Here is a 23,551-nt window from a genome sequence, read left to right on the forward strand (position 1 = left end):
TTACTGATTTGTTAGTTCGAACGAAGTCGAAAACATTGGCAAACAGGATTAACTTCATTTTAACCAAAAATAAACCTACAAAAACAACCACTTATTCAAATTAAAAATCTACTTTTAGCACTATTTTTCACATCATTTCCAACCTTTTTCAGTAAAAGGTTCTCTATAGATAAAAATAGTTCTTATGAAAAAACTCTTCTTACTTCTAGTATTGATTTCGACTTCAGTTTTTGCACAAAACTTCCAAAAAAACTGGGATAAGGTAATAGACCACGAAAAATCAGGAAAGATAAAATCGGCTAGTAAAATAGTCGATGGGATATACAAGAAAGCCGTTAGTCAAAAAAATGAACCCCAAATTATAAAATGCTTTTTCTATCAATCAAAATACTTACAAGTAGTTGATGAAAACGCACAAACCAAAATTTTAGACAATCTAAACCAAGAAATCAATCGTGCGTCTATTCCATCAAAATCAATTTTAAATTTAGTTCATGCCAAATGTTTGAATGATTATTTCAATCGAAACAATCACACTATTAGAAATAGGACAAATACCGCAAGTATAAATAAGCAATTTATGACTTGGACAGAAAACGATTTTACCACTAAAATCAATTCTGCTTTAAAAAAAACATTAGAAAACGAGAACATTTTAAAAGCAACTCCATTAAAAGGTTATGAAGCAATTTTTGATTATTTTGATCAAGAAAAATTCAAAAAACAGAATCTATTTGATTATTTACTCCAAGAAAAAATTGCTTTTTATACTCAAAAAATAGAGCAATGGCGTATTAAAAAAAGTGAATTTGTAGCTTTAAAAGATTCTTTATTTGGAAATTCCGAATACTTTGTAAAAAATAATTTCGATTTTATTACGGATAAATACCTTAAAAGAACACTTAAATTATTGCAAATAAAAGAGAAAAACAGTCCTTCATTAGCAAATCAGTTGGAGCGTATTCAATTTTGTGCGACCTATTTAATAGACAGCAATGAAGTTTACTTAAGTACATTAAAACGTCTTCAAAAATTAGCAAAAGACACTCTTTTAACACAAAAAATTCAATTGGACAAAGCTGTTATTTTGAGTAATCAAGCTTCTAGAGAAAGGTGTCCTGATTGCAACATACAGGCAGTAGCAATACTTGACAGCATAATTAGAATAAACAACATTTCTAATTCGTATAAACAAGCCGTTCAAAAAAAGCAAGATATAGTTTCGAAATCTCTTTCGATTCAAATGCAAAAACAAAGTTATTCGGACGAAAATACCAGAGCTTTTATAGCTTATAAAAACGTGAATCATGTAGCTATTTCTTTCTATGAAATTAATCACAATCAAGCAGAACAATTCAGAAATTCATCCTATCCAAAAGATAGCTTAGCTGATGTAATCATTAAAAATCAAAAAACGGTAATTACTAAAAACTATCCTCTTTTAAACAAAAAAGATTATTTTGAATATTCCACCGAAGTACTTTTGCCGCAACTTAAAACGGGTAATTATTTAGCTTATTTTGAAAGTGATTCCGATATAGAAAACAAAAAAGCATTTGCCTACGAAACCATTAGCATCACGAATCTATCTGTTTTGGCTTCGCAAAAAGATAATACTGAAACCTTTCAAATTTTAGATCGAAAAACAGGAAAACCGCTTGAAAATGTTAGCATCAAATTATTAAATCAAACTATTAAAACAGATAAAAATGGTTTGGCTTCTTACACCAAAGAGAAAAACCATAAGAATTATAAACCTATCTTATTGACAACTGCCAATGACACCCTTTTAGTTACTAAAAACTATTCGGCTTATTACAATGAATACGATGCAACGGATGACGAAAACACCAAAGGAAAAGTAGAATTTTATTTAGATCGAGCCATTTATCGTCCGGGACAGACAGTATATTACAAAGGAATTGCTTTTCAAAAAAAAGGAAACACAACAGCTATTGTTGCACAAACTTCTTTCAAAATTACAGTGAAAGATGTCAATAACAATGATTTTAAAGAATTTGAAGTTACCACCAATGAATTTGGTTCTTTTTCAGGAGAATTTGTATTGTCAAAAACTGGATTAACTGGCAATTTTAGAATAGAAGCTGACGAACCTGATGATTATGAAAAAGACGCTATTTATAATAAAGTAGAAGATGAACATCCGTTTTGGGATGTTGTAACTTTTGAATATTCTGAAATTAGTTTTAAAGTAGAGGAATACAAACGTCCTAAATTTGAAGTTCGTTTTGAACCTATAACTAAATCATACCGAATCAATCAAAATATACAAGTAAAAGGAATTGCTAAAGCTTTTGCGGGAAGTAACATTACTGATGCTAAAGTGAGTTATACAGTAGTTTGTAATTCCAATTATTATAACTCGGAAGCTTCAAAAAATTTGGCTACAGCCGAAACCATCACGGATGCTTCAGGAAAATTTAAGATTGATTTTAAGGCAGTTCCTTTTAAAAACGCAGAAAAAGAGAATTTACCTGTTTTTGAATATACTATTCAAGCAACAGTAACTGATATTAACGGAGAAACTCATTCCGCAAATACCATTATAAAAGTAGGTTATCATGATTTAGTACTTTCGGCAACAATTCCAAATCAAATTGAAACCAAAAACAAAAATGAAATACGCTTTTCCAGTACAAATCTCAACGGTGCATTTTTAGCTACCAAGGGCGAAATTAAGATTTATTATGTTAGACCATTAATTAACAAATTCAAACCCAGAATTTGGGAAAAACCAGAAATAGAAAGTATTACTGATGAAGAATTCGAACAATTATTTCCTTATGAAAACAATACCAAAACAGTTGCTGACAGTCTGACAGAAGTATTAGTTTTTTCTAAAAAAGTGGATACAGCAACAGATAAAAAATTGATACTTGATTTTATTTCGAACCACAAATCCGGAGATTATAAAGTGATCTTCTCGGCTAAAGATGCTTTCGACAATAACATTAAAACGCAAGCTAATTTCCGTTTAATTCAAAGCAATGACAAATACAATTTAAGCAAGTTGTTTACCGCGACCCAAGTCAATTCAAACCCTAAAAAAGATGGTTTTGTACTGGTAAAACTGATTTCGATTATTCCAAATCTTTACATTAGTACTACTGGAAATTATAATAGTAAAACGTACTTTGATAATACCTTTCACTTGACAAACAATGAAACCATTATCAAAATTCCGTTGCTAAAAGAATTCGAAAACAAATTACAGTTAAGTTTTCAGACTGTTTTTGAAAATAGTCTTTATTACGATGGAATTGAAGTCCTCTTAGAAAAAGAAAAGGAACCTAAATTAGAGTTTAGTATTGAAAGTTTTAGAAACAAAATACAGCCTGGAAGCACTGAAAACTGGTCGTTTCAATTAAAAGCAACCAATAGTCAACAAGAAGCAGAAGTTCTGGCTTCGATGTACGATAGCTCCTTAGATCAATTTACTAAAAAGAATTGGAACGGATTAGCATTTTATGAGTACAATAATAATCACGGCCACTACAAAACATCCTTTGGTTTCGATAAAATTTATAGCACTTTTAGAAATTTGAATCACTTTTCACAATCTCTTTCACTTACTAATGAAGAAACGCAACTAATGTGGTTTGGATTTGATTTCAATAATTCAGATTCCAATTATCAACAAATGGAGTATCAAAAACAACTGAATAAAAAAGCTAAAAAACCTGCCAATGTCAAAATGATTTCAGGAATTGTTACTGACGGAAAGATTCCTTTATTAGGTGTAAGTATTTTCATAAAAGGAACTCAACGAAGTACTATAACTGATTTTAAAGGATATTATCAAATAGAAGCAGCTAAAGGTGAAAAAATAGTTTTTTCTTATATTGGATTCATGTCTAAAGGAGTTTTAGTTAATTCTAAATTGATTAATGTTCAATTAGAAGAATCTAGCAATAGTTTACGAGAAGTAGTCGTAGTGGGTTATGGAACTCAGAAAAGAAAAGATTTAGTAGGATCTATTTCCTCTATTAGTGGAGATAAACTTCGAGAAACACAACCCGTAACATTCGAGGAAGCACTACAGGGAAAAGTGGCTGGTGTTTCTAGTCAACCAGGAGGAGCCGTTAGTATACAAATTAGAGGATTATCGACTAGCTACGACCCAAACAACCAGCCCCTATACATCATTGACGGAGAAATAGTCCCAGCAGGAAGTCTGAAAAATTTTAATCCAACTGATATTCTTTCAATAGATATTTTAAAAGATGCTTCGGCAACGGCTAATTATGGTAATCAAGCCACCAACGGTGTAATTATCATCACAACCAAAAAAGGATTGGAAGCCTTAACACAGGTAACAGCACGAAAAAATCTTTCGGAAACCGCTTTCTTTTATCCTAATCTAAAAACAGATTCGAAAGGAAAAATCTCTTTCAATTTCACATCGCCTGAAGCTTTAACTTCATGGAAACTTAGATTATTGGCACACAATAAAAGTGCTGTTTCGGCTTATTTAGAAAAAACTGTTGTCACCCAAAAGGAGCTGATGCTTTTACCTAATTTCCCTCGTTTTTTAAGAGAAAAAGATACGATTGTTATTAGTGCAAAAATTGCCAATATGACTAATCAAACTAAAACTGGAATTGCGCAATTACAGTTTTTTGACGCTACTACTATGCAGCCTATTGATAGCAAAATGTTGAACGCAAAAAACGTTCGAAATTTTAACATCATCGCTTTTGGAAATACAACGGCAACATGGAAAATTAGTATTCCAGAAGGCTTGCAAGGCGTTCAATATCGAATTGTTGCAAAGGCTGTAAATTATTCGGATGGCGAAGAAAACATCCTTCCTGTTTTAACCAATAACATGCTCGTTACTGAAAACAGACCGATTTGGGTTCGTGAAAATTCAAGCAAAAGTTATACTTTCGAAAATCTAAAAAACAACAATTCCACAAGTTTTAAAAATCATCAGTTTACATTAGAATATACTTCTAACCCAACTTGGCTGGCTCTACAATCGCTACCCTATTTGATGGAATATGAACACGAATGTGCCGAACAAACTTTTGCCCGTTTTTATGCTAATGCCTTGGCTTCCAAAATTATTTCGAGTAATCCTAAAATTGCTGCTTTATTCGAAAATTGGAGAAAAAATGGAAAACTAAATGCTAAACTCGAAGAAAATGAAGAATTAAAATCGATTATTCTTGCTGAAACACCTTGGTTAAACGATACACAAACCGAGACCGAGAAAAAAAGCAAATTAGCATTTCTATTCGATTTAGAAAAGATGAAAAACTCACAAGAAGCTACTTTTAACCAATTAAAACAAAAACAAAGTGCATCGGGTGGTTTCGCCTGGTTTGATGGCGACAGAGAAAACGAATACATTAGCAGACATATTTTGGCAGGTTTAGGACATTTATCCAAATTGGATAAAAGCGCAAACAATGAATCTAAAATTAATTCTATCGCTAAAACTGGGATTCCGTTTTTAGATGGTAAATTTTTAAACTCCCATAAAACAAGAACTAAGAATCTAAAACCAACTGACAAATTGATTTGGATTAACCCAAATATCGATTTACATTATTTATACACCCGAAGTTTCTATTTAGAAAATTATCCGCTTTCGGATTCGTTGAAAAAAACAACTAAATTATATCTCGAAATCGCTAAAAAAGAGTGGTCAAACTATTCTCTTTACGAAAAAGGATTGGCAGCTTTGACTCTAAATCGTTTTGGTGAAAGAGAAGCAGCGAAAAAAATCTTAGAAAGCTTGAAAGAAACAGCATCAAACAATGAAGATTGGGGTATGTATTGGATCGAAAACAAAGCAGGTTGGTATTGGTACCAAGCTCCTATTGAAACCCAAGCCTTGCTTATTGAAGCTTTCTCCGAAATTACAAACGACAACAAATCGGTGGATGCAATGAAAGTGTGGTTGTTAAAAAACAAACAGACCAAAAACTGGCCAACGACCAAATCTACAACCGAAGCCATATATGCTTTGCTTTTACAAGGTTCTGATTGGTTGAGTGTTAAGGACAATACAATTATAAAAGTAGGAGAAGAAAAATTGCTGACTAAGAAACTATCCGAAAACGAGAAAGAGTCAGAAACAGGCTATTTAAAACTCAACTGGAAAGCCAACGAAATTAAAAAGGAAATGGCAACCACCAACATTCAAAACAAATCGAAAGTTCCCGGATACGGCGGAGTGTATTGGCAGTATTTTGAAGACTTGGATAAAATAAAAACAGATGATACAAACACACTTTCGGTTTCGAAAGAATTACATTTAAAGAAAAACGCAGCTAACGGAATGACTTTACAGAAAATAACAACCAAAAATCCGTTACAAATTGGCGATTTGGTTACTGTTAGACTTATCATTACAACAAAAGAAAACATGGAATTTGTACACTTAAAAGATTTGCGTGCTTCCTGCTTCGAACCTGAAGACGCATTATCTTCTTATGATTACAAAGAAGGGCTGGCTTTTTACAAAAGCACTAAAGACGCCGCTACGCATTTCTTTTTTGATAGAATAAACAAAGGCGTCTATGTCTTAGAATATGATGTAAGAGTAAACAATAGTGGTGATTTTTCAAATGGAGTAACGACCATACAAAGTATGTACGCTCCAGAATTCACCAGTCATACTAAAGGAATTCGAGTTCAGGTAAAGTAGTTGTTTATACCCTTTTTAACCAAAAAAACCACTAACAAATTCAATTTTATTAGTGGTTTTTATATCTTGTGAAAATGCTATTTAGTCATTCAACATTTTCCAAAGTTTGTCTTTTAATTCTGTTAATCCTTGTTGGGCAACAGAAGAAATAAACATATAAGGAATGTCTTTGAACGACACATCCAGCTCCTTTTTCAATTCGGCTTTCAATTCATCATCCAGCATATCGCATTTAGAGATTACTAAAAGGCGCTCTTTGTCTAACATCTCAGGATTGTATTTGGTCAATTCGTTAACCAAAATATCATATTCCCCCTTAATATCGGGCGTATCAACAGGAACAAGAAACAACAAGGTTGAGTTTCGTTCAATATGTCGTAAAAAATAATGTCCTAATCCTTTTCCTTCCGCTGCTCCTTCGATAATTCCAGGGATATCGGCAATTACAAACGATTGAAAATCTCTATATGCTACAATTCCTAAATTTGGTTTTAAGGTAGTAAATGGATAATCGGCAATTTTTGGCTTAGCCGAAGTCAAAACCGACAATAAAGTAGATTTTCCAGCATTTGGAAAACCAACTAAACCAACATCGGCCAAAACTTTCAGTTCCAAAATCACGTCCATTTCTACACCAACTAAACCTGGTTGGGCATATCTGGGCGTTTGATTAGTCGAACTTCTAAAATGCCAGTTTCCTAAACCACCTTTACCTCCTAAGCAAAGAATTTTTTTCTCACCGTGATCCGTAATTTCAAACAAAACTTCACCTGTTTCTTTATCTTTTACGACAGTCCCCAGAGGCACTTCGATATATTTATCATCTCCATCAGCTCCTGTACTTCTATCGCCTCCACCGTCTCCACCGTGACCGGCTTTAATATGACGTGCAAATTTCAAGTGAAACAAAGTCCACAATGCTTTATTTCCAACTAAATAAACGTGTCCTCCACGACCACCATCACCACCATCTGGCCCTCCATACTGGATGAACTTTTCTCTATGTAAATGCGTAGAACCTTTCCCTCCTTTTCCGGATGAAACAAATATTTTTACGTAATCTACAAAATTTCCTTCTGTCATAATTTAAGTTTTGAGTTATGAGTTATGGGTTATGAGTAACACTGCTTACTCATAACCCATAACTCATAACCTATTTTTATTTATTACCAATGTTCAATATTTTAATCGCAAAAACTACCAACTAAAAACCTGAACACTGAATACTTTTATTTTAAGGCTTTCACCATTACTTTATCAATCTTCGCACCATCCATATCGATCACTTCCAATTCAAATCTATGCCAATGCAATTTTTCTCCTTCTTTTGGAATACGCGACAATTCGGTCATGATTAATCCGCTAAGTGTAGTCACATCGTAATCACTTAACAAATCATCTAATTCAAAATAAGTCAAGAAATCGTGTAAGGAATAATGTCCGTCAATTAACCAACTCCCATCTTCTCTTTCAATTAATTGGAAATCTTCTTTATAAAAATCAGAAGCATTTCCAACCAATGCTTCTAAAATATCATTCAATGTAATCACTCCTTGAAAAACCCCATATTCATCAGCTACAATTGCATAATGAATTCCTGTCTTTTTAAAGTTTTCCAAAGCAGTATAAGCCGTAGTATGTTCCATTAAATATGGTGCTTCTGTCATAATACTTTGTAAATTGAAATCTTCTTTTTCAATAGTAGCAAAAATATTTTTTAGACTTACAACACCTACTATATCATCAAAATTATCCTTATACACTGGATAAAAAGAATGTAATTCTTGAAGCATAAACTCTTTTACCTGACTTTTATTCGAATTCAACGGCAATAGAACTACCGACTTTCTATGCGTCATCAACGAATTTACTTTACGGTCTCCAATATGAAAAACGCGCTCTACAATATCCTGTTCAATTTCCTGAACTTCTCCTCCTTCGGTTCCTTCTTTAATAATTGCCTTAATTTCTTCTTCGGTTACTTTTCCGTCTGCCGAAGGCTTAATTTGAAGTACTCTTAATAAAAATTCAGTAGAATGAGTTAATAACCAAATAAAAGGTGCAGTAACAATAGAAACAATTTTCATGGGCATAGCAACTGTTTTTGCTATTGTTTCCGGATAATTTAGTCCAATTCTTTTAGGTACTAATTCACCTAATACCAAAGAGAAAAAAGTCAAAACCACCACCACAATTCCAACTGCTATAGAATGAGCTTGAGATTTTAAAACATCAAATTCCAAAATAAAAATCTCTACATCTGATGTGATTTTATCACCACTGAAAATACCCGTTAAGATACCAATTAATGTTATCCCGATTTGAACCGTTGATAAAAACTTATTTGGCGAATTAGCCAAATCTAGTGCTGTTTGTGCACTCGTATTTCCTTTTTTAGCTGAACTTTCAAGCCTTGATTTTCTAGCCGAAATTAAAGCAATTTCAGACATCGAAAAAACTCCGTTGAGTAGAATCAAAAAAAGAATAATTAATAGTTCCATAGGTATGTTTCTAGTTTAAAAATTTAAAGTTTAATGTCGCTAAAATAATTTTAGCGACATTAAACTTTAAACTCAACCGTTTGTAATTATAAATTGTCAATTACGTTACTTAAACGCTCTGTAATTTCAGCAATTGTTCCAATACCGTTTACGGCATAAAATTTATTTTGCTCTTTATAAAACCCAATAAGTGGGGCTGTCTTCTCATTGTATTCCTGGTATCTGTTACGAATTTTTTCTTCGTCCTGATCATCCGCTCTTCCAGAAGTTTTTCCTCTTTCTAACAATCTTGCCACAAGAATTTCATCATCAGCTTCTAATGCAACGGTAGCTGTAATTTTTTCGTTTTTAGTTGCTAAAAAAGCGTCTAATGCTTCTGCCTGTGCAATTGTTCTTGGAAAACCATCAAATAAGAAACCTGCCGAATCTGGATTAGCTTCTACTTCACTTTGCAACATTTTAATTGTCACTTCATCAGGAACTAAACCACCATTATTAATGTACGTTTGCGCCAGTTTTCCTAATTCAGTTTCATTTTTGATATTAAATCTAAAAATATCACCTGTTGAAAGATGAGTCAAGTTATATTTTCCTTTTAAAAACTCAGCCTGAGTTCCTTTTCCTGCTCCTGGTTTCCCAAATAAAACAATGTTAGTCATAAAATTTAATTTAAAATTTAAAAATTTAGTGATTCAAAGATTTCTAATCTTCTTCAATAAACTCTTACATGTATTACTTTTTTCTAATCTTTTAATTGATATACTTCTGGTAAATTTCGACCTAAACCATCATAGTCTAAACCAAAACCTACTATAAATTTATTTGGAATTGAAATTCCAATGTAATCGATTTTCACGTCTTTTTTATAGGCTTCTGGCTTAAAAAAAAGAGTAGCTATTTTAAAATGTTTTAAGTTTTGTTCCTTAAACAATGCTTTCAATTCAACAATCGTATGTCCCGTATCAATAATGTCTTCAATTACCACAACCGAACGTCCCGCTAAATCCTGATTCAAACCGATTAATTCTTTCACCTCATTGGTTGAAGCCATTCCGTTATAAGAAGCCATTTTCACAAAACTCACTTCACAGGGTTTTTTATAACTTTTTACAAAGTCGGAAACCACCATAAAAGAACCGTTCAAAACACCAATAAAAACTGGAATTTCATCAACAAAATCAGCTTCAATTTGAGTTACCATTTTCTGGATAGCAAAGTCAATTTCTTCGGCAGAAATAAACGGAACAAATTGTTTATCGTGAAGTTGAATCATTATTTTTTATTTTAAAATAATGCGCAAAGATACAATATTACAACTAAACCTGAGTATCAAAATAAACTCTGTCTGTTTTTTACATAAAATGTTAAATATCACTTAATTTCATAAATATTTTTCATCAAATCTTTTAGAATTAACTAAATTGACTTTTCATAGTTTTAATCAAAAAATAAATAATGAAAACAGCAATCCAAATATTTTCAGTAGCATCAATAATACTCTTAACGGCTTGCAACGGCAAGGTAAAAAAAGAAACAAAGGAAGAATTAGCAGAGCAGCCTCCAATTGTAGTTAAAACTGCGGTAGGCGATCTTACGTTACCTCCACCCTATGCTACAGAATCAGTTACTAAGAACAGTAGTGTTGTAAAATGGCCCGAAGGAATGACTCCAAAAGCACCGCAAGGTTTTACCGTAACAAAATTTGCTGACAATTTAGAGAATCCGCGCTGGACTTATATTGCTCCGAACAAAGATATTTTTGTCGTTGAAAGTGGTACAAAATCAAGTAAAAATCAAATTACCATTTTTCGTGATACCAATAATGACGGAACATTCGAAACCCGCAATGTTTTTATTTCTGGTCTTAATAAACCTTTTGGAATGCTGGTCTTAAATGATTTTTTCTACATTGCTAACACAGATGGATTATATCGCTACCCTTACAAAAACAATCCATTAAAATTAGAAACCAAAGGGGTGAAAATCCTTGAACTTCCTGCAGGAGGCTATAACAATCACTGGACAAGAAATTTAATTGCCAATGCTGACGGAACAAAAATTTATATTTCTGTAGGTTCCGCAAGTAATGTGGCAGAACACGGAATGGATAAAGAAATTCGCCGTGCTAACATTTTAGAAATAAACCCTGATGGAACAGGAGAAATAATTTATGCTGCTGGACTTAGAAACCCTGTAGGAATGGACTGGAATCCTGCAAACAATGAACTTTGGACTGCTGTGAATGAACGTGATGATTTAGGTGATGATTTAGTTCCAGATTACATTACAAGTGTAAAAAAGAATGGTTTCTACGGTTGGCCTTATTCCTATTATGGAAATAATTTAGACCCGAGAATGGAAGGAGCTCACAAAGATCTGGCTGCAAAAGCAATAGTACCCGATGTTTCTGTTGGTCCTCACACCGCTTCTCTAGGATTAGCATTTTATGACAAAGATAAATTCCCTGCAAAATATAAAAATGGTGCTTTTGTGGGACAACACGGTTCTTGGAATCGAGCTAAAATAACGGGGTACAAAGTAGTTTTTGTTCCTTTTGAAAATGGAAAACCTTCCGGAAAACCAGAAGATTTCTTAACTGGATTTATTGCCAATGAAGAAAAAGCAGAAGTGTATGGACGCCCTGTTGCAGTTACCGTTATGAATGACGGATCGCTTTTAGTAAATGATGACAGTGGAAATACAATTTGGAAAGTTACTGCTAACAAATAATAGTGGTGAACTTAAATTATTATCGTTTAATTATTTATTTTAATTAAAAAATGGCCTCTGAACTTCAGTCAAAACTGGAACATTTAAAAGCCTACCGCGAAGACCGGCTTATAATTGCCCAGTATATTTTAGATAATAAAAATTATTTTGACGAATTAATTTCGATTTGCTTTTCTCCTTCTGGTAAGAATAATCATAAAGCCTGTTGGATTTTAGAATTTGTCTCTTACAAAGAATTGATTTGGCTACAGCCTTATCTTGATTTTATCTGTGAGAATCTTAAACATTTAACAGATGAAAGTTCTCTTAGACCCATTGCAAAAGTGGTTCAGTTGTTAGTAAATGCACATTATAAGAAAGACAAAAATAATATTATACTTTCCGAAGAAAATCTTCAAAACATAATTGAAACTTCTTTTGACTGGCTTATAAATGACACAAAAGTGGCTACAAAAGCGTATTCGATACGAACTTTGTATGTTTTAGGAAAGCATTACAACTGGATTCATCCTGAACTTCAAATCATTGTCGGTAAAGATTATGCAAATCATTCTGCTGCTTACAAAGCGGTGGCACGGGAAGTGTTGAAGAAAATAAAATAGCATTTTCCTTTTTAACCATTTAAAAGTATCTTTGCTGCCAATAAACTTTTGACACAAATGAATTATTTTTCTTCTGATTTTAAATTAGGAATTCTGGGAGGCGGACAATTAGGTAAAATGCTGTTATTCGACACCAGAAAATTTGACATACAAACTTACGTTTTAGATCCAAGCGACGAAGCTCCTAGCCGAGTGGCTTGCAACCAGTTTTTTAAAGGAGACTTAATGGATTTTGATACCGTTTATCGATTTGGAAAATTAGTCGATGTACTTACTTTCGAAATCGAATTGGTTAACTTGGAAGCTTTAGAAAAACTAGAAAGCGAGGGTTTAAAAGTCTATCCTTCTCCAAAAACGCTGAGAAAAATTCAAAATAAAGGAACTCAAAAAGATTTTTATACCGAAAATAATATTCCTACCGCTCCCTACAAACGTTTTTCGGATTTAAAAACGCTTGTGGTAGCGCTTTTAGATGCTAAAATAAAAATGCCTTTTGTATGGAAATGTACTGAATTTGGATACGATGGAAACGGCGTAAAAATCATTCGCGAAATGGCAGATTTAGACAGCCTTCCTAATGTAGAATGTATTGCTGAAGAAATGATTCAGTTCAAGAACGAATTGGCTGTTATTGTTTGCCAAAATCCATCAGGAGAAATCAAAACGTATCCAGTGGTAGAAATGGAATTTCATCCCGAAGCCAACCAAGTAGAATATGTAATTTGTCCTGCTCGAATAGACGAAAAGGTAGCCGAAAAAGCCAGAGCCATTGCATTGAATGTTTCACAAAACTTCAATCATGTTGGACTTTTGGCGGTTGAAATGTTCCAAACCGAAGATGACGAAATTATAGTTAATGAAGTCGCTCCACGCCCACACAATTCTGGACATTATTCTATTGAAGCGAGTTATACTTCGCAATTTGAAAATCATTTGCGTGCTATTTTAGATTTGCCGCTTGGAAATACTGATAGTAAAGTAGCTGGAATTATGGTTAATTTAGTTGGTGAAGAAGGTTTCTCTGGAAATGTAATCTACCAGAACATCGAAAAAATATTAGGATGGTATGGTGTTACACCCCACATCTACGGTAAAAAAGAAACACGTCCTTTTAGAAAAATGGGACACGTAACTATTGTAAATGAAAACATGACCGAAGCACGAAAAATTGCTGAGGATGTTAAGAATACGATTAGAGTAATTAGTAAGTAAATTGAATAATTAAAAGATTTAATGATTTAAAAATTGTTGTACCAAATGAATTTCAAGTAATTTTTCAATCTTTAAATTTTTCAATCTTTAAATAAAAAAATAAATGAGCAAAGTAGCCGTAATTATGGGAAGTATCTCTGACATGCCAGTCATGCAAGATTCAATTGACATATTAAAAGAATTTGGAATCGAAACAGAAGTAGATATTGTTTCGGCACATAGAACACCAGAAAAATTATTCGATTTTAGTAATAATGCACACAAAAGAGGTATTTCGGTAATTATTGCTGGGGCTGGTGGGGCTGCTCATTTACCAGGAATGGTTGCTTCAATGTCTCCACTTCCTGTAATTGGAGTCCCTGTAAAATCAAGCAATTCTATTGATGGCTGGGATTCGGTTTTATCAATTCTTCAAATGCCAGGCGGAGTTCCTGTAGCAACTGTTGCCTTAAATGGTGCAAAAAATGCTGGAATTTTAGCAGCACAAATCATCGGAAGTGCTGATGCGACTGTATTAAACAAAATTGTTGCTTACAAAGAAAACTTAAAAGAAGCCGTAATTAAAGCTTCTGAAAGTTTGAAATAGTATAATTTAGACACGAATTTCACAAATTACCACGAATTAAAAAAGTTAAAAAATTTCACTAATCTATATCTGTCTATGACAGATTCGTGAAATTTAACCAAAGCTGTTTTCCGTGTAAATTAGAGAAATTCGTGTCTGTTTTTTTTATACTTCTTCTTCTATTTCTTCTAGAACCGATTCAAATTCAAATTGTGTAAAATCTTCCTTATTCAACCAATTTTCCGAAGTTACTAAAGTATAATTTTTATTATCCGCAGTATTTAATTCCCAAACAATACCTTCGGCTTCCGGAAAAGGAATATTTTGAGACATTTGATCTTCAAATAATCTTTTGATCAAATTTCTATCTGACAAACCATTGTTTAATAATTTCAATACATTTTCCTTTGTTAATATTTTTACCGCATCTTCATATATTGGCTTCATAGAAAATTGAACTACAGATGCTTTTGCATTGGGAAACTTCCCATTGTAAGCTTTAAAAAGCAATTGATTGACGTGATACATCGTTCCTTGCAAATGGATTTCAGGATATTCTTCACATACTTTATCAATTAACATATTATGCGAAATCTGCTGAATTTGTCCTTCGTTTAATTCTTCCGATAATTTATAAGTAAGTACAATTTCTGCGGCTTCATTAGGCTCATAATCCGAAATAGCCATTTCTAATAATTCTGGTAAATTCTTTTTCTCTGCGGTTGCGCCATCAGGATAATTGAATTTTTCTAATAATTGAATAAAATCTTCGTCAGACCAATATCCTTCTACCTCATTAACCGTTTCGATATTCTTTATTACAACTTGATAATTCATCTTCTTTTGTTTTACAATTATTTATAATTAGCTGTTTTGCATGCTAATCGTGATTTTTACAATTTAAGCTTTTAAAGCCTTCAAAAGAAATAAATAACATATATATAACAGAATTTGAATAGCTTTTAAGAGGAGAATCCATCTTTTTTTGGTCGCTACATTTTTATAAATTACTATATTTACGCCTCAAAAATATTGGGTTTCCATTAATGAAAATAATTATATTACAATGAAAGTTTTAACTTCAAAATTCACTACAAAATACAATACTGCTCCTTTTTCTCAAATAAAAAACGAAGATTATTTCCCTGCCATTCAAGAAGGAATTGCCTTGGCCAAAGGCGAAATTGATGCTATCGTAACAAACCCTGAAGCTCCTACATTCGAAAACACAATTGAAGCTATGGATTATTCAGGCGCTATTTTAGATCGTGCTTCGAGTATTTTTTTCAATTTGAATTCGGCGGAAACCAATGATGAAATGCAAAAAATAGCTCAGGAAATTTCGCCTTTGTTATCTGAATTTGGAAATGATATTACGCTAAACGCTGATTTGTTTGCACGTATAAAAACAGTTTACGAGCAAAAAGACCGCTTGAATTTAAATCCAGAACAAACTACGCTTTTAGATAAAAAATACAAGAGTTTTTCTCGAAACGGAGCTAATTTACCAGAAGAAAAGAAAAACCAATTACGCGAAATTGACAAGGAATTATCGAAATTGAGTTTGCAATTTGGCGAAAATGTATTAGCAGAAACCAATGCTTTCGAAATGCATTTGACTGACTACAACCATTTGGCAGGATTGCCCGAAGGCGCTATCGAAGCAGCTCGTTCTTTGGCGAAAGCCCAGGGAAAAGAAGGCTGGATTTTTACTTTAGATTTCCCCAGTTACATCCCGTTTGTTACTTATGCTGACAATCGGGAATTGCGTAAAAAAATGGCTATTGCTGCTGGTAAAAAAGCCTTTCAGGGAAATGAATTTGACAACAAAGAAATTACCTTGAAAATTGCCCGATTACGCCACGAAAGAGCCAATTTATTAGGATACAAAACCCATTCTCATTTTGTTTTAGAAGAAAGAATGGCTCAAAGTCCAGAGAAAGTAAAATCGTTTTTGAATGATTTATTGGCAAAAGCCAAACCAGCTGCTCAAAGAGAATTTGATGAACTGGCTGCTTTCGCTAAAAAACTGGACGGTATCGAACAACTAGAAAAATGGGACGGTGCTTATTATTCGGAGAAATTGAAACAAGAATTATTCAATTTGGATGACGAAAAACTGAAACCCTATTTTCAATTGGAAAAAGTATTAGAAGGCGCTTTTACCATTGCTGGAAAATTATTCGGATTGACTTTTACTGAAATTTTCGACATCGATAAATACCACGAAGAAGTAATGACTTATGAAGTCAAAGACGAATTTGGAGAACTAGTTGCTGTTTTCTATGCTGATTTTTTTCCAAGAAAAGGAAAACGCAACGGCGCCTGGATGACTTCGTTTAAATCACAATACATCAAAGACGGCGTAAACGAAAGACCGCATATTTCCAACGTTTGCAACTTTACAAAACCTACCGAAACCAAACCATCGTTATTGACTTTTAACGAAGTAACAACTTTATTTCATGAATTTGGTCACGGATTACATGGTATGTTAGCTAATACTACTTACCCAAGTTTGTCTGGAACATCAGTCTATTGGGATTTTGTAGAATTGCCAAGCCAGGTTATGGAAAACTGGTGTTACGAGCCGGAAGCTTTGGCTTTGTTCGCAACGCATTATCAAACAGGCGAAATTATTCCGCAAGAATATGTAGAAAAAATAAAAGAAAGCGCGAGTTTCCAAGAAGGAATGGCAACCTTACGCCAAATTAGTTTTGGATTATTAGACATGGCTTTCCATAGCAATAATCCAACTGACATAACTGATATTAAAGCTTTTGAAAAAACTGTTTTTGAAGACACTACTTTATATCCAGATGTTGCCGAAAACTGTATGAGCGTTGCGTTTTCGCACATCTTTCAAGGCGGTTATTCTTCAGGATATTACAGTTATAAATGGGCCGAAGTTTTGGATGCAGATGCTTTTGCTTATTTCCAAGAAAAAGGAATTTTTGACAAAGAAGTGGCGAAGAAATTCAAAGACAATATTCTTTCTAAAGGAGGAACCGAATTGCCAATGGAATTGTACAAACGTTTTAGAGGACAAGAACCAAGCCCAGATGCTTTGTTAAAGAGAGCGGGATTGTTATAAAAGCTAGCAGAATCAAGATTTTAGAATGCAGATCGAAACCGAAGTAGCAATGCTTCGGTTTTTTATTTTACATGTTTTGGGTGTAATAATTGTAATCTTTCAAAATGGTTGTAATAAATACTACAGTATCATTAGTTTCATTTTTTATCCCAGAAATACTTTCAATTTTTTCGGCTAATTTATATAAGGTTACATAATCGCCTTTTGCCGAGGCACGTTGAAAATTCTCTTTGATGATACGCATGTCATTATCTGAAAATTTAATTACAGCTGGATATTGCGGCACGTATTCCTGATCTAGTTCTTCTAAAATAGTGTGGCTAATATCTATTTCGTTTTTTAAAGTAATAACTGCCGTACCTGCCGCCATATCTCCTATTCGTTGATTTTTTTTAGAAGAAGCTACTGTGACAAACGCGATAACTCCGCTAAAAATAGAAATGTCAATCAGTCTAAAAAACCAACGCATTAAATAATCTCCAAATCCGGCTTGATAACCATCTATTTTTACTACTTTAATTTTAATTATTCTTTTTCCAATGGTTTGTCCCTGAAATAAACTTTCTAAAACCACAGTATAAATTACTATTGGAAAATAAAACAATAAAATCATGGCTGCTAAAGACCAGCCATCTAAAGCTGCGAATCCTAAGGCATAGAAAAAAACGCCATAAACCGTGATTCCGTAGGCTATTTTAATAACTAAATCAATCAAATACGATTGCAAACGTTGTCCCACGGAAGCCGTATTAAAATTTATTACAACATTTTGGGTTGTATTTATAGATAATTCTGACATATTTTATATTTTAGCATCCAATGAGAGAAATTGCATTCATAAAACAAAATAAAGAAAAATGGCTAGAATTTGAACTGGCTATTTTTGGTAAAGCTAAAAAAAATACTGATGATTTAGCCAATTTGTACATTCAATTAATGAATGATTTATCTTATGCCCGAACCTATTATCCAAAAAGCAAAACGGTAGTCTACCTGAATCACTTGGCTTCGCTGAGTTATCAAAAAATTTATAAAACCAAAAGAGAAGATAAAAACAGAATTGTAACATTCTTTAAAACCGAAGTTCCGTTGCTTCTCTATGAATACAAAAGATATTTATTGTATGCTTTTGTATTGTTTTTTGTAATGGTGGCTATGGGAGTAGTTTCGGCAAAATTTGACAAAGATTTTGTTCGTTTAATTCTTGGTGATGGTTATGTTAACATGACTTTAGAGAACATCAAAAAAGGAAACCCAATGGCTGTGTATAGTTCAGGAAGCAATTGGGGCGGTTTTATAGCTATAACACTCAATAATCTTTATGTGGGAGCTAGATGCTACATTTATGGAATCTTTGGCGGTATAGGAACTTTTTATATTTTTTTACAAAATTCCTTAATGCTGGGGTCTTTCCAATATTTTTTTTACGAACATCATGTTTTTTGGAAAAGCGTTCGCAGCATTTGGATTCATGGTGCTATGGAAATTTTTGCCATCGTTATCGAAACCGCAGCAGGATTTATTCTAGGTGCATCTATTCTTTTTCCAAAAACTTATTCGAGACTTAATTCATTTAAAATTGGTTTCAAAAATAGTTTTAAAATTTTCCTGAGCACTCTGCCATTTACTATTAGTGCTGGATTTCTAGAAGGTTTTATAACCCGTTATGCAATCGATATGCCCATCTTGTTGAGTAGTTTCATTATTTTATTTACGCTTGCCGTTATTTCATTTTATTATTTGGTCTATCCATTTATAGTTCATAAAAAATTAGAAATACCGAATGATACCTTCACAAAAAACAAATCGATTTAATTGCATTCGATAATGAATAAATATCTAATTATTATCTTTTTTCTGCTATTCTTGAATCTTAGTCAGGCACAAGACTCTTTGGCTGTAGCTCAAGATACGGTTGCCACAAAATGGAATCAAAAAGACATTTTAGTGGATTCTAGCGCAATTGAAAAAAGAGCTTTTGCAAAAAATTACCAGCAAAAATACAAGGATTCCGATTTTGTTTACGAGCGTCAGGCTGCCGAAATAAACGCATGGGAACGATTTAAACAATGGCTAATTACTCAAATTCTGAATTTATTTCGTTTAGGTGATCCAAAAACGGCTATTACTATTTTAAAAGTTTTAGCTGGCATAGTTATTTTAGTAGTGATTTACCTTATTACTAAAGCGTTGATTAACAAAGAAGGACAGTGGATTTTTGGAGCTAATTCAAACAAAAAGAAAATCAATTATAACGATATTGAAAAAAACATCCATTTAGTCGATTTTGAAAAGCTAATTCAGGAAAGCTTAAAAGAAGATAGAAAAAGACTTTGCATACGTTATTATTATTTATGGTTACTCAAAGTAATGGCGGAAAATCGTCTTATAGAATGGCATGTTGACAAAACCAATAGCGACTACTTATATGAATTACAAAGTAAACCGTTGAAAGAAGAGTTTACTTATTTGTCTTATTTGTACAATTACATTTGGTATGGCGAATTTGACATGGACGAAAAGAGCTTTCAAAACGCTCAAAACCGATTTAAAAATGCTTTAAAATCTTTTGGTAATGAATAACAAAATCAAAATATACATAGCATTTTTAGTACTCGTTTTTGTACTGATTTTAGTAGCCGATTACAATCGTCCCAAACCCGTTGACTGGAATCCTACTTATTCCGTCAATGATAAAATTCCTTTTGGACTTTATGTACTCGATCATGAAATTGATGGGATTTTAAAAAACCAAAAAGTAGAACGTTTAAGTACCGTTACACCTTATGAATTTTTAAATCCAAAATATGATTCTAATCCTATATTAGAAAACTATACTACCAAAGGGACACTTTTAAATATTTCAGAATTTGCCTCGATTGACGAAGCCTCGATGAAAGAGATTTTCTATTTTGTTTCTCATGGGAATAATGCTTTTTTAAGCATGAAGACATTTCCTCAATCATTACTGGATAGTTTGAAATTAGATTTCAGAACTGATTTTAAATATACCCAAAACAGTTCTGTTTGGTTAGCCAATAAAAAAATTGGTAATGAGAAATATGATTTTATTGAAGGAATGGGCGATTATTATTTTTCACGAATTGACACCTTAAATACAACTGTATTGGGGTATCAAAGAAATGAAATTCAATCCAATCGAATCAATTTTATAAAAGTACCTTATGTAAATGGTTATTTCTATTTGCACATTCAACCGGCTGTGTTTAGCAATTTCCATTTGTTAAAAGCCAATCACCATCAATATGCCGAAAAAGTATTGTCTTATTTGCCTAAAGAAACCATTTATTGGTACATGAAACCTATCAATGGCGAAGGAATATCTGATTCGCCGTTACGCTATATTTTAAGTCAGGAAGCTTTAAAATGGGCTTGGTATCTCTCATTAATAGGAATAGTAATTTTTATTTTATTTAATGCCAAAAGAAAACAACGTGTAGTTCCTATAATCAAACCATTGGCTAATTTAACAGTAGATTTTACTAAAACCATTGGTAATTTATACTATCAAGAAGGCGATTACAACAGTATAATGGATAAAAAAATAATTTATTTCCTTGAAAAAATACGAAATGAATATCTAATTGACACCTCAAAACTAGACAAAGAATTTGTTACTAAATTGCATCTTAAATCAGGTAAAAATCCTTCTGATATTGAAGATGTAATCCAACTTATTATTAATCATCGAAAAAGTTATCATGATAGCGTAGAATCTGATTTAATAGAACTTAACAATGCTATCGAAAAATTTTTAAATTAATATTTTAAAACATATCAATAATCATGGAAAATATAACAAATGAGAACGTGAATTTTGAAACAAGACTGGATCTTGCTCCATTATTAAACCATGTTAATGCCATAAAAACAGAACTTGAAACCGTGATTGTAGGGCAACATAAAATGGTAGATCAATTGCTGGTTGCTATTTTGTCCAACGGCCACGTGCTGTTAGAAGGAGTTCCAGGAGTTGCCAAAACTATTACAGCCAAACTGCTTTCTAAAACTTTAAACATTGGCTTTAGCCGAATTCAATTCACACCCGATTTAATGCCATCGGACATTTTAGGAACTTCAATTTTTAATCTCAAGAACTCCGAATTTGAATTTAAAAAAGGACCTATTTTTTCGAATTTGATTTTGATTGACGAAATCAATCGTGCTCCGGCAAAAACCCAGGCTGCCCTTTTTGAAGTAATGGAAGAACGTCAAATTTCTATTGATGGAAAAACCTATTTACTTGAAACTCCTTTTCTTGTCATTGCTACTCAAAATCCTATTGAACAAGAAGGAACTTATCGACTTCCAGAAGCACAACTAGACCGATTTCTTTTTAAAATAAGTATTGATTATCCAAAACTGGAAGAAGAAATTTCGATTATTCAAAGAGAACATTTATTGCAAAATCAAGATAAATTAATTGCGATAAAAACCATTCTTTCTGATGTAGAAATTAGAAAGTATCAGAGTCTGGTTAAACAAATTATCGTTGAGCAAAATTTATTAGAATACATTGCCCGCATTGTGGTAAACACAAGAGAAAATGCTTTTTTATATTTAGGCGCTTCGCCCCGTGCTTCTATTGCTATTTTAAATGCTTCTAAAGGTTTTGCGGCTATTAGAGGACGTGATTTTGTAACACCCGAAGATATTAAAGAAGCGGCTATTCCGGTTTTACAACACCGGGTTATTGTGACTCCCGAAAGAGAAATGGAAGGAATTAGCAGTGTAGAAATTATCAAACAAATTATTGAAACAGTAGAAATTCCAAGGTAAAAATTCCAATAAACATAAAATCGACCCATTGAAATTTATCAAACAATTATACTTAAACAATTTATTTTTCTATTTACTCCTGGGAGTTATAGGACTTTTTGTTTGCGCTTTTATTTTTCCTAATTTATATCATGCTGTCTGGTTTATTGTTATCATTTTAATGGCTTTTTTAGTTCTTGATATTTTGCTGCTTTTTATTCCTAAACAAAATATTGAAGCCCATAGAACCACCGCTGCTAAATTATCTAATGGCGATGCTAATCCAATAAAAATCAATGTTAACAACAACTACAGCTTTCCTGTAAACGTTAAAATAATTGATGAAATTCCGTTTCAATTTCAAGTTCGAAATTTCGAACTAATTAGGAAAATAAAATCTAATGCTCAGGATGAATTTAATTATGAATTGCATCCTACTGAAAGAGGCGAATATTTTTTTGGCAACCTCAACATTTATGTTAGTTCGCCGTTGCAATTAATTTCTCGACGATTTACTTTCGACAAAAATCAAATGGTTCCCACTTATCCATCGTACATGCAATTAAGAAAATACGATTTAATTGCTTTTTCCAATAATCTAGCCCAACACGGAATTAAAAAAATTCGCCGTATTGGACATACGATGGAATTTGAACAAATTAAAGAATACGTTCAAGGCGATGACATACGAACCTTAAACTGGAAAGCTACCGCAAAGAAAAACAACCTGATGATCAATCAGTTTCAGGACGAAAAATCGCAATCGGTTTACATGGCTATCGACAAAGGCAGAGTAATGCAAATGCCTTTTAATGGACTAAGTTTACTGGATTATGCCATCAACTCAACTCTTGTTTTATCGAATGTAATATTAAAAAAACAGGATAAAGTGGGCTTGTTTTCTTTCTCAAAAACCGTTGAAAATCGGGTATTTGCAGAGAGAAGAACATCACAAATGCAAAAAATCCTAGAAACTTTATACAATATTAAAACTAATTTTTTTGAAAGTGATTACAGCAGATTGTATGCTGATATCAAAAAAAATATCAACCAAAGAAGTTTAATCATTCTTTACACCAACTTCGAAACCATGGACGGACTTCATAGACAATTGCCTTATTTAAAAGGAATTGCAAAAAGTCATCTTTTAGTAGTTGTGTTTTTCAATAACACAGAACTTAATACTATTATCAATAAAAAAACAGAAACAGTTCAGGACATTTACGACAAAGTTGTTGCGGATAAATTTATGTTTGAAAAACGCCTCATTGCTCAAGAACTAAAAAAATACGGAATCCACAGTGTGCTAACCACTCCAGAGAATCTTACTCTTGAAGCAATTAATAAATACCTGGAAATTAAAGCCAGAGGGATATTGTAATAATGCGT

General features: G+C 32.7%; 17 protein-coding genes. 11 read left to right on the plus strand and 6 right to left on the minus strand.

The annotated features are described in order from the left end of the window. The first annotated feature begins 184 nt into the window (after positions 1–184). The gene (locus AAGV33_RS00430; RefSeq protein ID WP_373389930.1) at positions 185–6,679 is read left to right on the plus strand and encodes an alpha-2-macroglobulin family protein; all 6,495 of its coding nucleotides are present in this window, start codon (positions 185–187) and stop codon (positions 6,677–6,679) included. Positions 6,680–6,760: 81 nt separating this feature from the next. On the opposite strand, the gene obgE is transcribed toward AAGV33_RS00430, so the two are convergent. From obgE to AAGV33_RS00450, 4 genes are all read right to left on the minus strand, one after another. Then, positions 6,761–7,762 carry a GTPase ObgE gene (gene obgE / locus AAGV33_RS00435; protein ID WP_373389931.1) on the minus strand — a complete coding sequence of 334 codons (1,002 nt, stop codon included), beginning with the start codon at positions 7,760–7,762 and terminating at the stop codon, positions 6,761–6,763. A gap of 146 nt (positions 7,763–7,908) precedes the next feature. Beyond that, positions 7,909–9,180, minus strand: coding sequence for a hemolysin family protein (locus AAGV33_RS00440; RefSeq protein WP_373389932.1), 1,272 nt, complete (start codon positions 9,178–9,180; stop codon positions 7,909–7,911). 86 nt (positions 9,181–9,266) lie between these two features. Then, on the minus strand, positions 9,267–9,839 hold the full coding sequence (locus tag AAGV33_RS00445; protein WP_373389933.1) for an adenylate kinase: 573 nt from the start codon (positions 9,837–9,839) through the stop codon (positions 9,267–9,269). An 83-nt stretch (positions 9,840–9,922) separates the two neighbouring features. Beyond that, on the minus strand, positions 9,923–10,453 hold the full coding sequence (locus tag AAGV33_RS00450; protein WP_373389934.1) for a phosphoribosyltransferase: 531 nt from the start codon (positions 10,451–10,453) through the stop codon (positions 9,923–9,925). 182 nt (positions 10,454–10,635) lie between these two features. On the opposite strand from AAGV33_RS00450, the gene AAGV33_RS00455 reads away from it, so the two are divergent. From AAGV33_RS00455 to purE, 4 genes are all read left to right on the plus strand, one after another. Beyond that, positions 10,636–11,910, plus strand: coding sequence for a PQQ-dependent sugar dehydrogenase (locus AAGV33_RS00455; RefSeq protein ID WP_373389935.1), 1,275 nt, complete (start codon positions 10,636–10,638; stop codon positions 11,908–11,910). 50 nt (positions 11,911–11,960) lie between these two features. Further along, positions 11,961–12,512, plus strand: coding sequence for a hypothetical protein (locus tag AAGV33_RS00460; protein ID WP_373389936.1), 552 nt, complete (start codon positions 11,961–11,963; stop codon positions 12,510–12,512). A 57-nt stretch (positions 12,513–12,569) separates the two neighbouring features. Then, entirely contained in the window at positions 12,570–13,724 is a 1,155-nt protein-coding gene (locus AAGV33_RS00465; protein ID WP_373389937.1) for a 5-(carboxyamino)imidazole ribonucleotide synthase, read from the plus strand. Positions 13,725–13,827: 103 nt separating this feature from the next. Beyond that, entirely contained in the window at positions 13,828–14,310 is a 483-nt protein-coding gene (gene purE, locus AAGV33_RS00470) for a 5-(carboxyamino)imidazole ribonucleotide mutase (protein WP_373389938.1), read from the plus strand. A gap of 144 nt (positions 14,311–14,454) precedes the next feature. On the opposite strand, the gene AAGV33_RS00475 is transcribed toward purE, so the two are convergent. Continuing rightward, positions 14,455–15,126 carry a hypothetical protein gene (locus AAGV33_RS00475; RefSeq protein ID WP_373389939.1) on the minus strand — a complete coding sequence of 224 codons (672 nt, stop codon included), beginning with the start codon at positions 15,124–15,126 and terminating at the stop codon, positions 14,455–14,457. Between the two features lie 229 nt (positions 15,127–15,355). On the opposite strand from AAGV33_RS00475, the gene AAGV33_RS00480 reads away from it, so the two are divergent. Then, positions 15,356–17,383: a M3 family metallopeptidase gene (locus AAGV33_RS00480; RefSeq protein WP_373389940.1), complete on the plus strand. Its 2,028-nt coding sequence runs from the start codon at positions 15,356–15,358 to the stop codon at positions 17,381–17,383. Positions 17,384–17,450: 67 nt separating this feature from the next. On the opposite strand, the gene AAGV33_RS00485 is transcribed toward AAGV33_RS00480, so the two are convergent. Beyond that, positions 17,451–18,182 (minus strand): RDD family protein, encoded by a 732-nt coding sequence (locus AAGV33_RS00485; RefSeq protein WP_373389941.1) that lies wholly within the window; start codon positions 18,180–18,182, stop codon positions 17,451–17,453. Positions 18,183–18,202: 20 nt separating this feature from the next. Here AAGV33_RS00485 and AAGV33_RS00490 point away from each other — a divergent pair, with 20 nt between their 5' ends. From AAGV33_RS00490 to AAGV33_RS00510, 5 genes are read left to right on the plus strand one after another with little or no spacing between them, the layout of a single operon-like run. After that, positions 18,203–19,198, plus strand: coding sequence for a stage II sporulation protein M (locus AAGV33_RS00490; protein WP_373389942.1), 996 nt, complete (start codon positions 18,203–18,205; stop codon positions 19,196–19,198). A 12-nt stretch (positions 19,199–19,210) separates the two neighbouring features. After that, positions 19,211–19,966, plus strand: coding sequence for a DUF4129 domain-containing protein (locus tag AAGV33_RS00495; RefSeq protein ID WP_373389943.1), 756 nt, complete (start codon positions 19,211–19,213; stop codon positions 19,964–19,966). After that, a complete protein-coding gene (locus tag AAGV33_RS00500; protein ID WP_373389944.1) occupies positions 19,959–21,167 on the plus strand; it encodes a DUF4350 domain-containing protein in 1,209 nt (402 codons plus the stop codon). The genes AAGV33_RS00495 and AAGV33_RS00500 overlap by 8 nt, the downstream gene beginning before the upstream one ends. 23 nt (positions 21,168–21,190) lie before the next feature. Beyond that, positions 21,191–22,183, plus strand: coding sequence for an AAA family ATPase (locus AAGV33_RS00505; RefSeq protein WP_373389945.1), 993 nt, complete (start codon positions 21,191–21,193; stop codon positions 22,181–22,183). 28 nt (positions 22,184–22,211) lie between these two features. After that, entirely contained in the window at positions 22,212–23,543 is a 1,332-nt protein-coding gene (locus tag AAGV33_RS00510) for a DUF58 domain-containing protein (protein ID WP_373389946.1), read from the plus strand. Positions 23,544–23,551 lie beyond the last annotated feature (8 nt).

This window comes from Flavobacterium magnesitis (assembly GCF_041729735.1).
In the GTDB taxonomy this organism is placed as follows: domain Bacteria; phylum Bacteroidota; class Bacteroidia; order Flavobacteriales; family Flavobacteriaceae; genus Flavobacterium; species Flavobacterium magnesitis.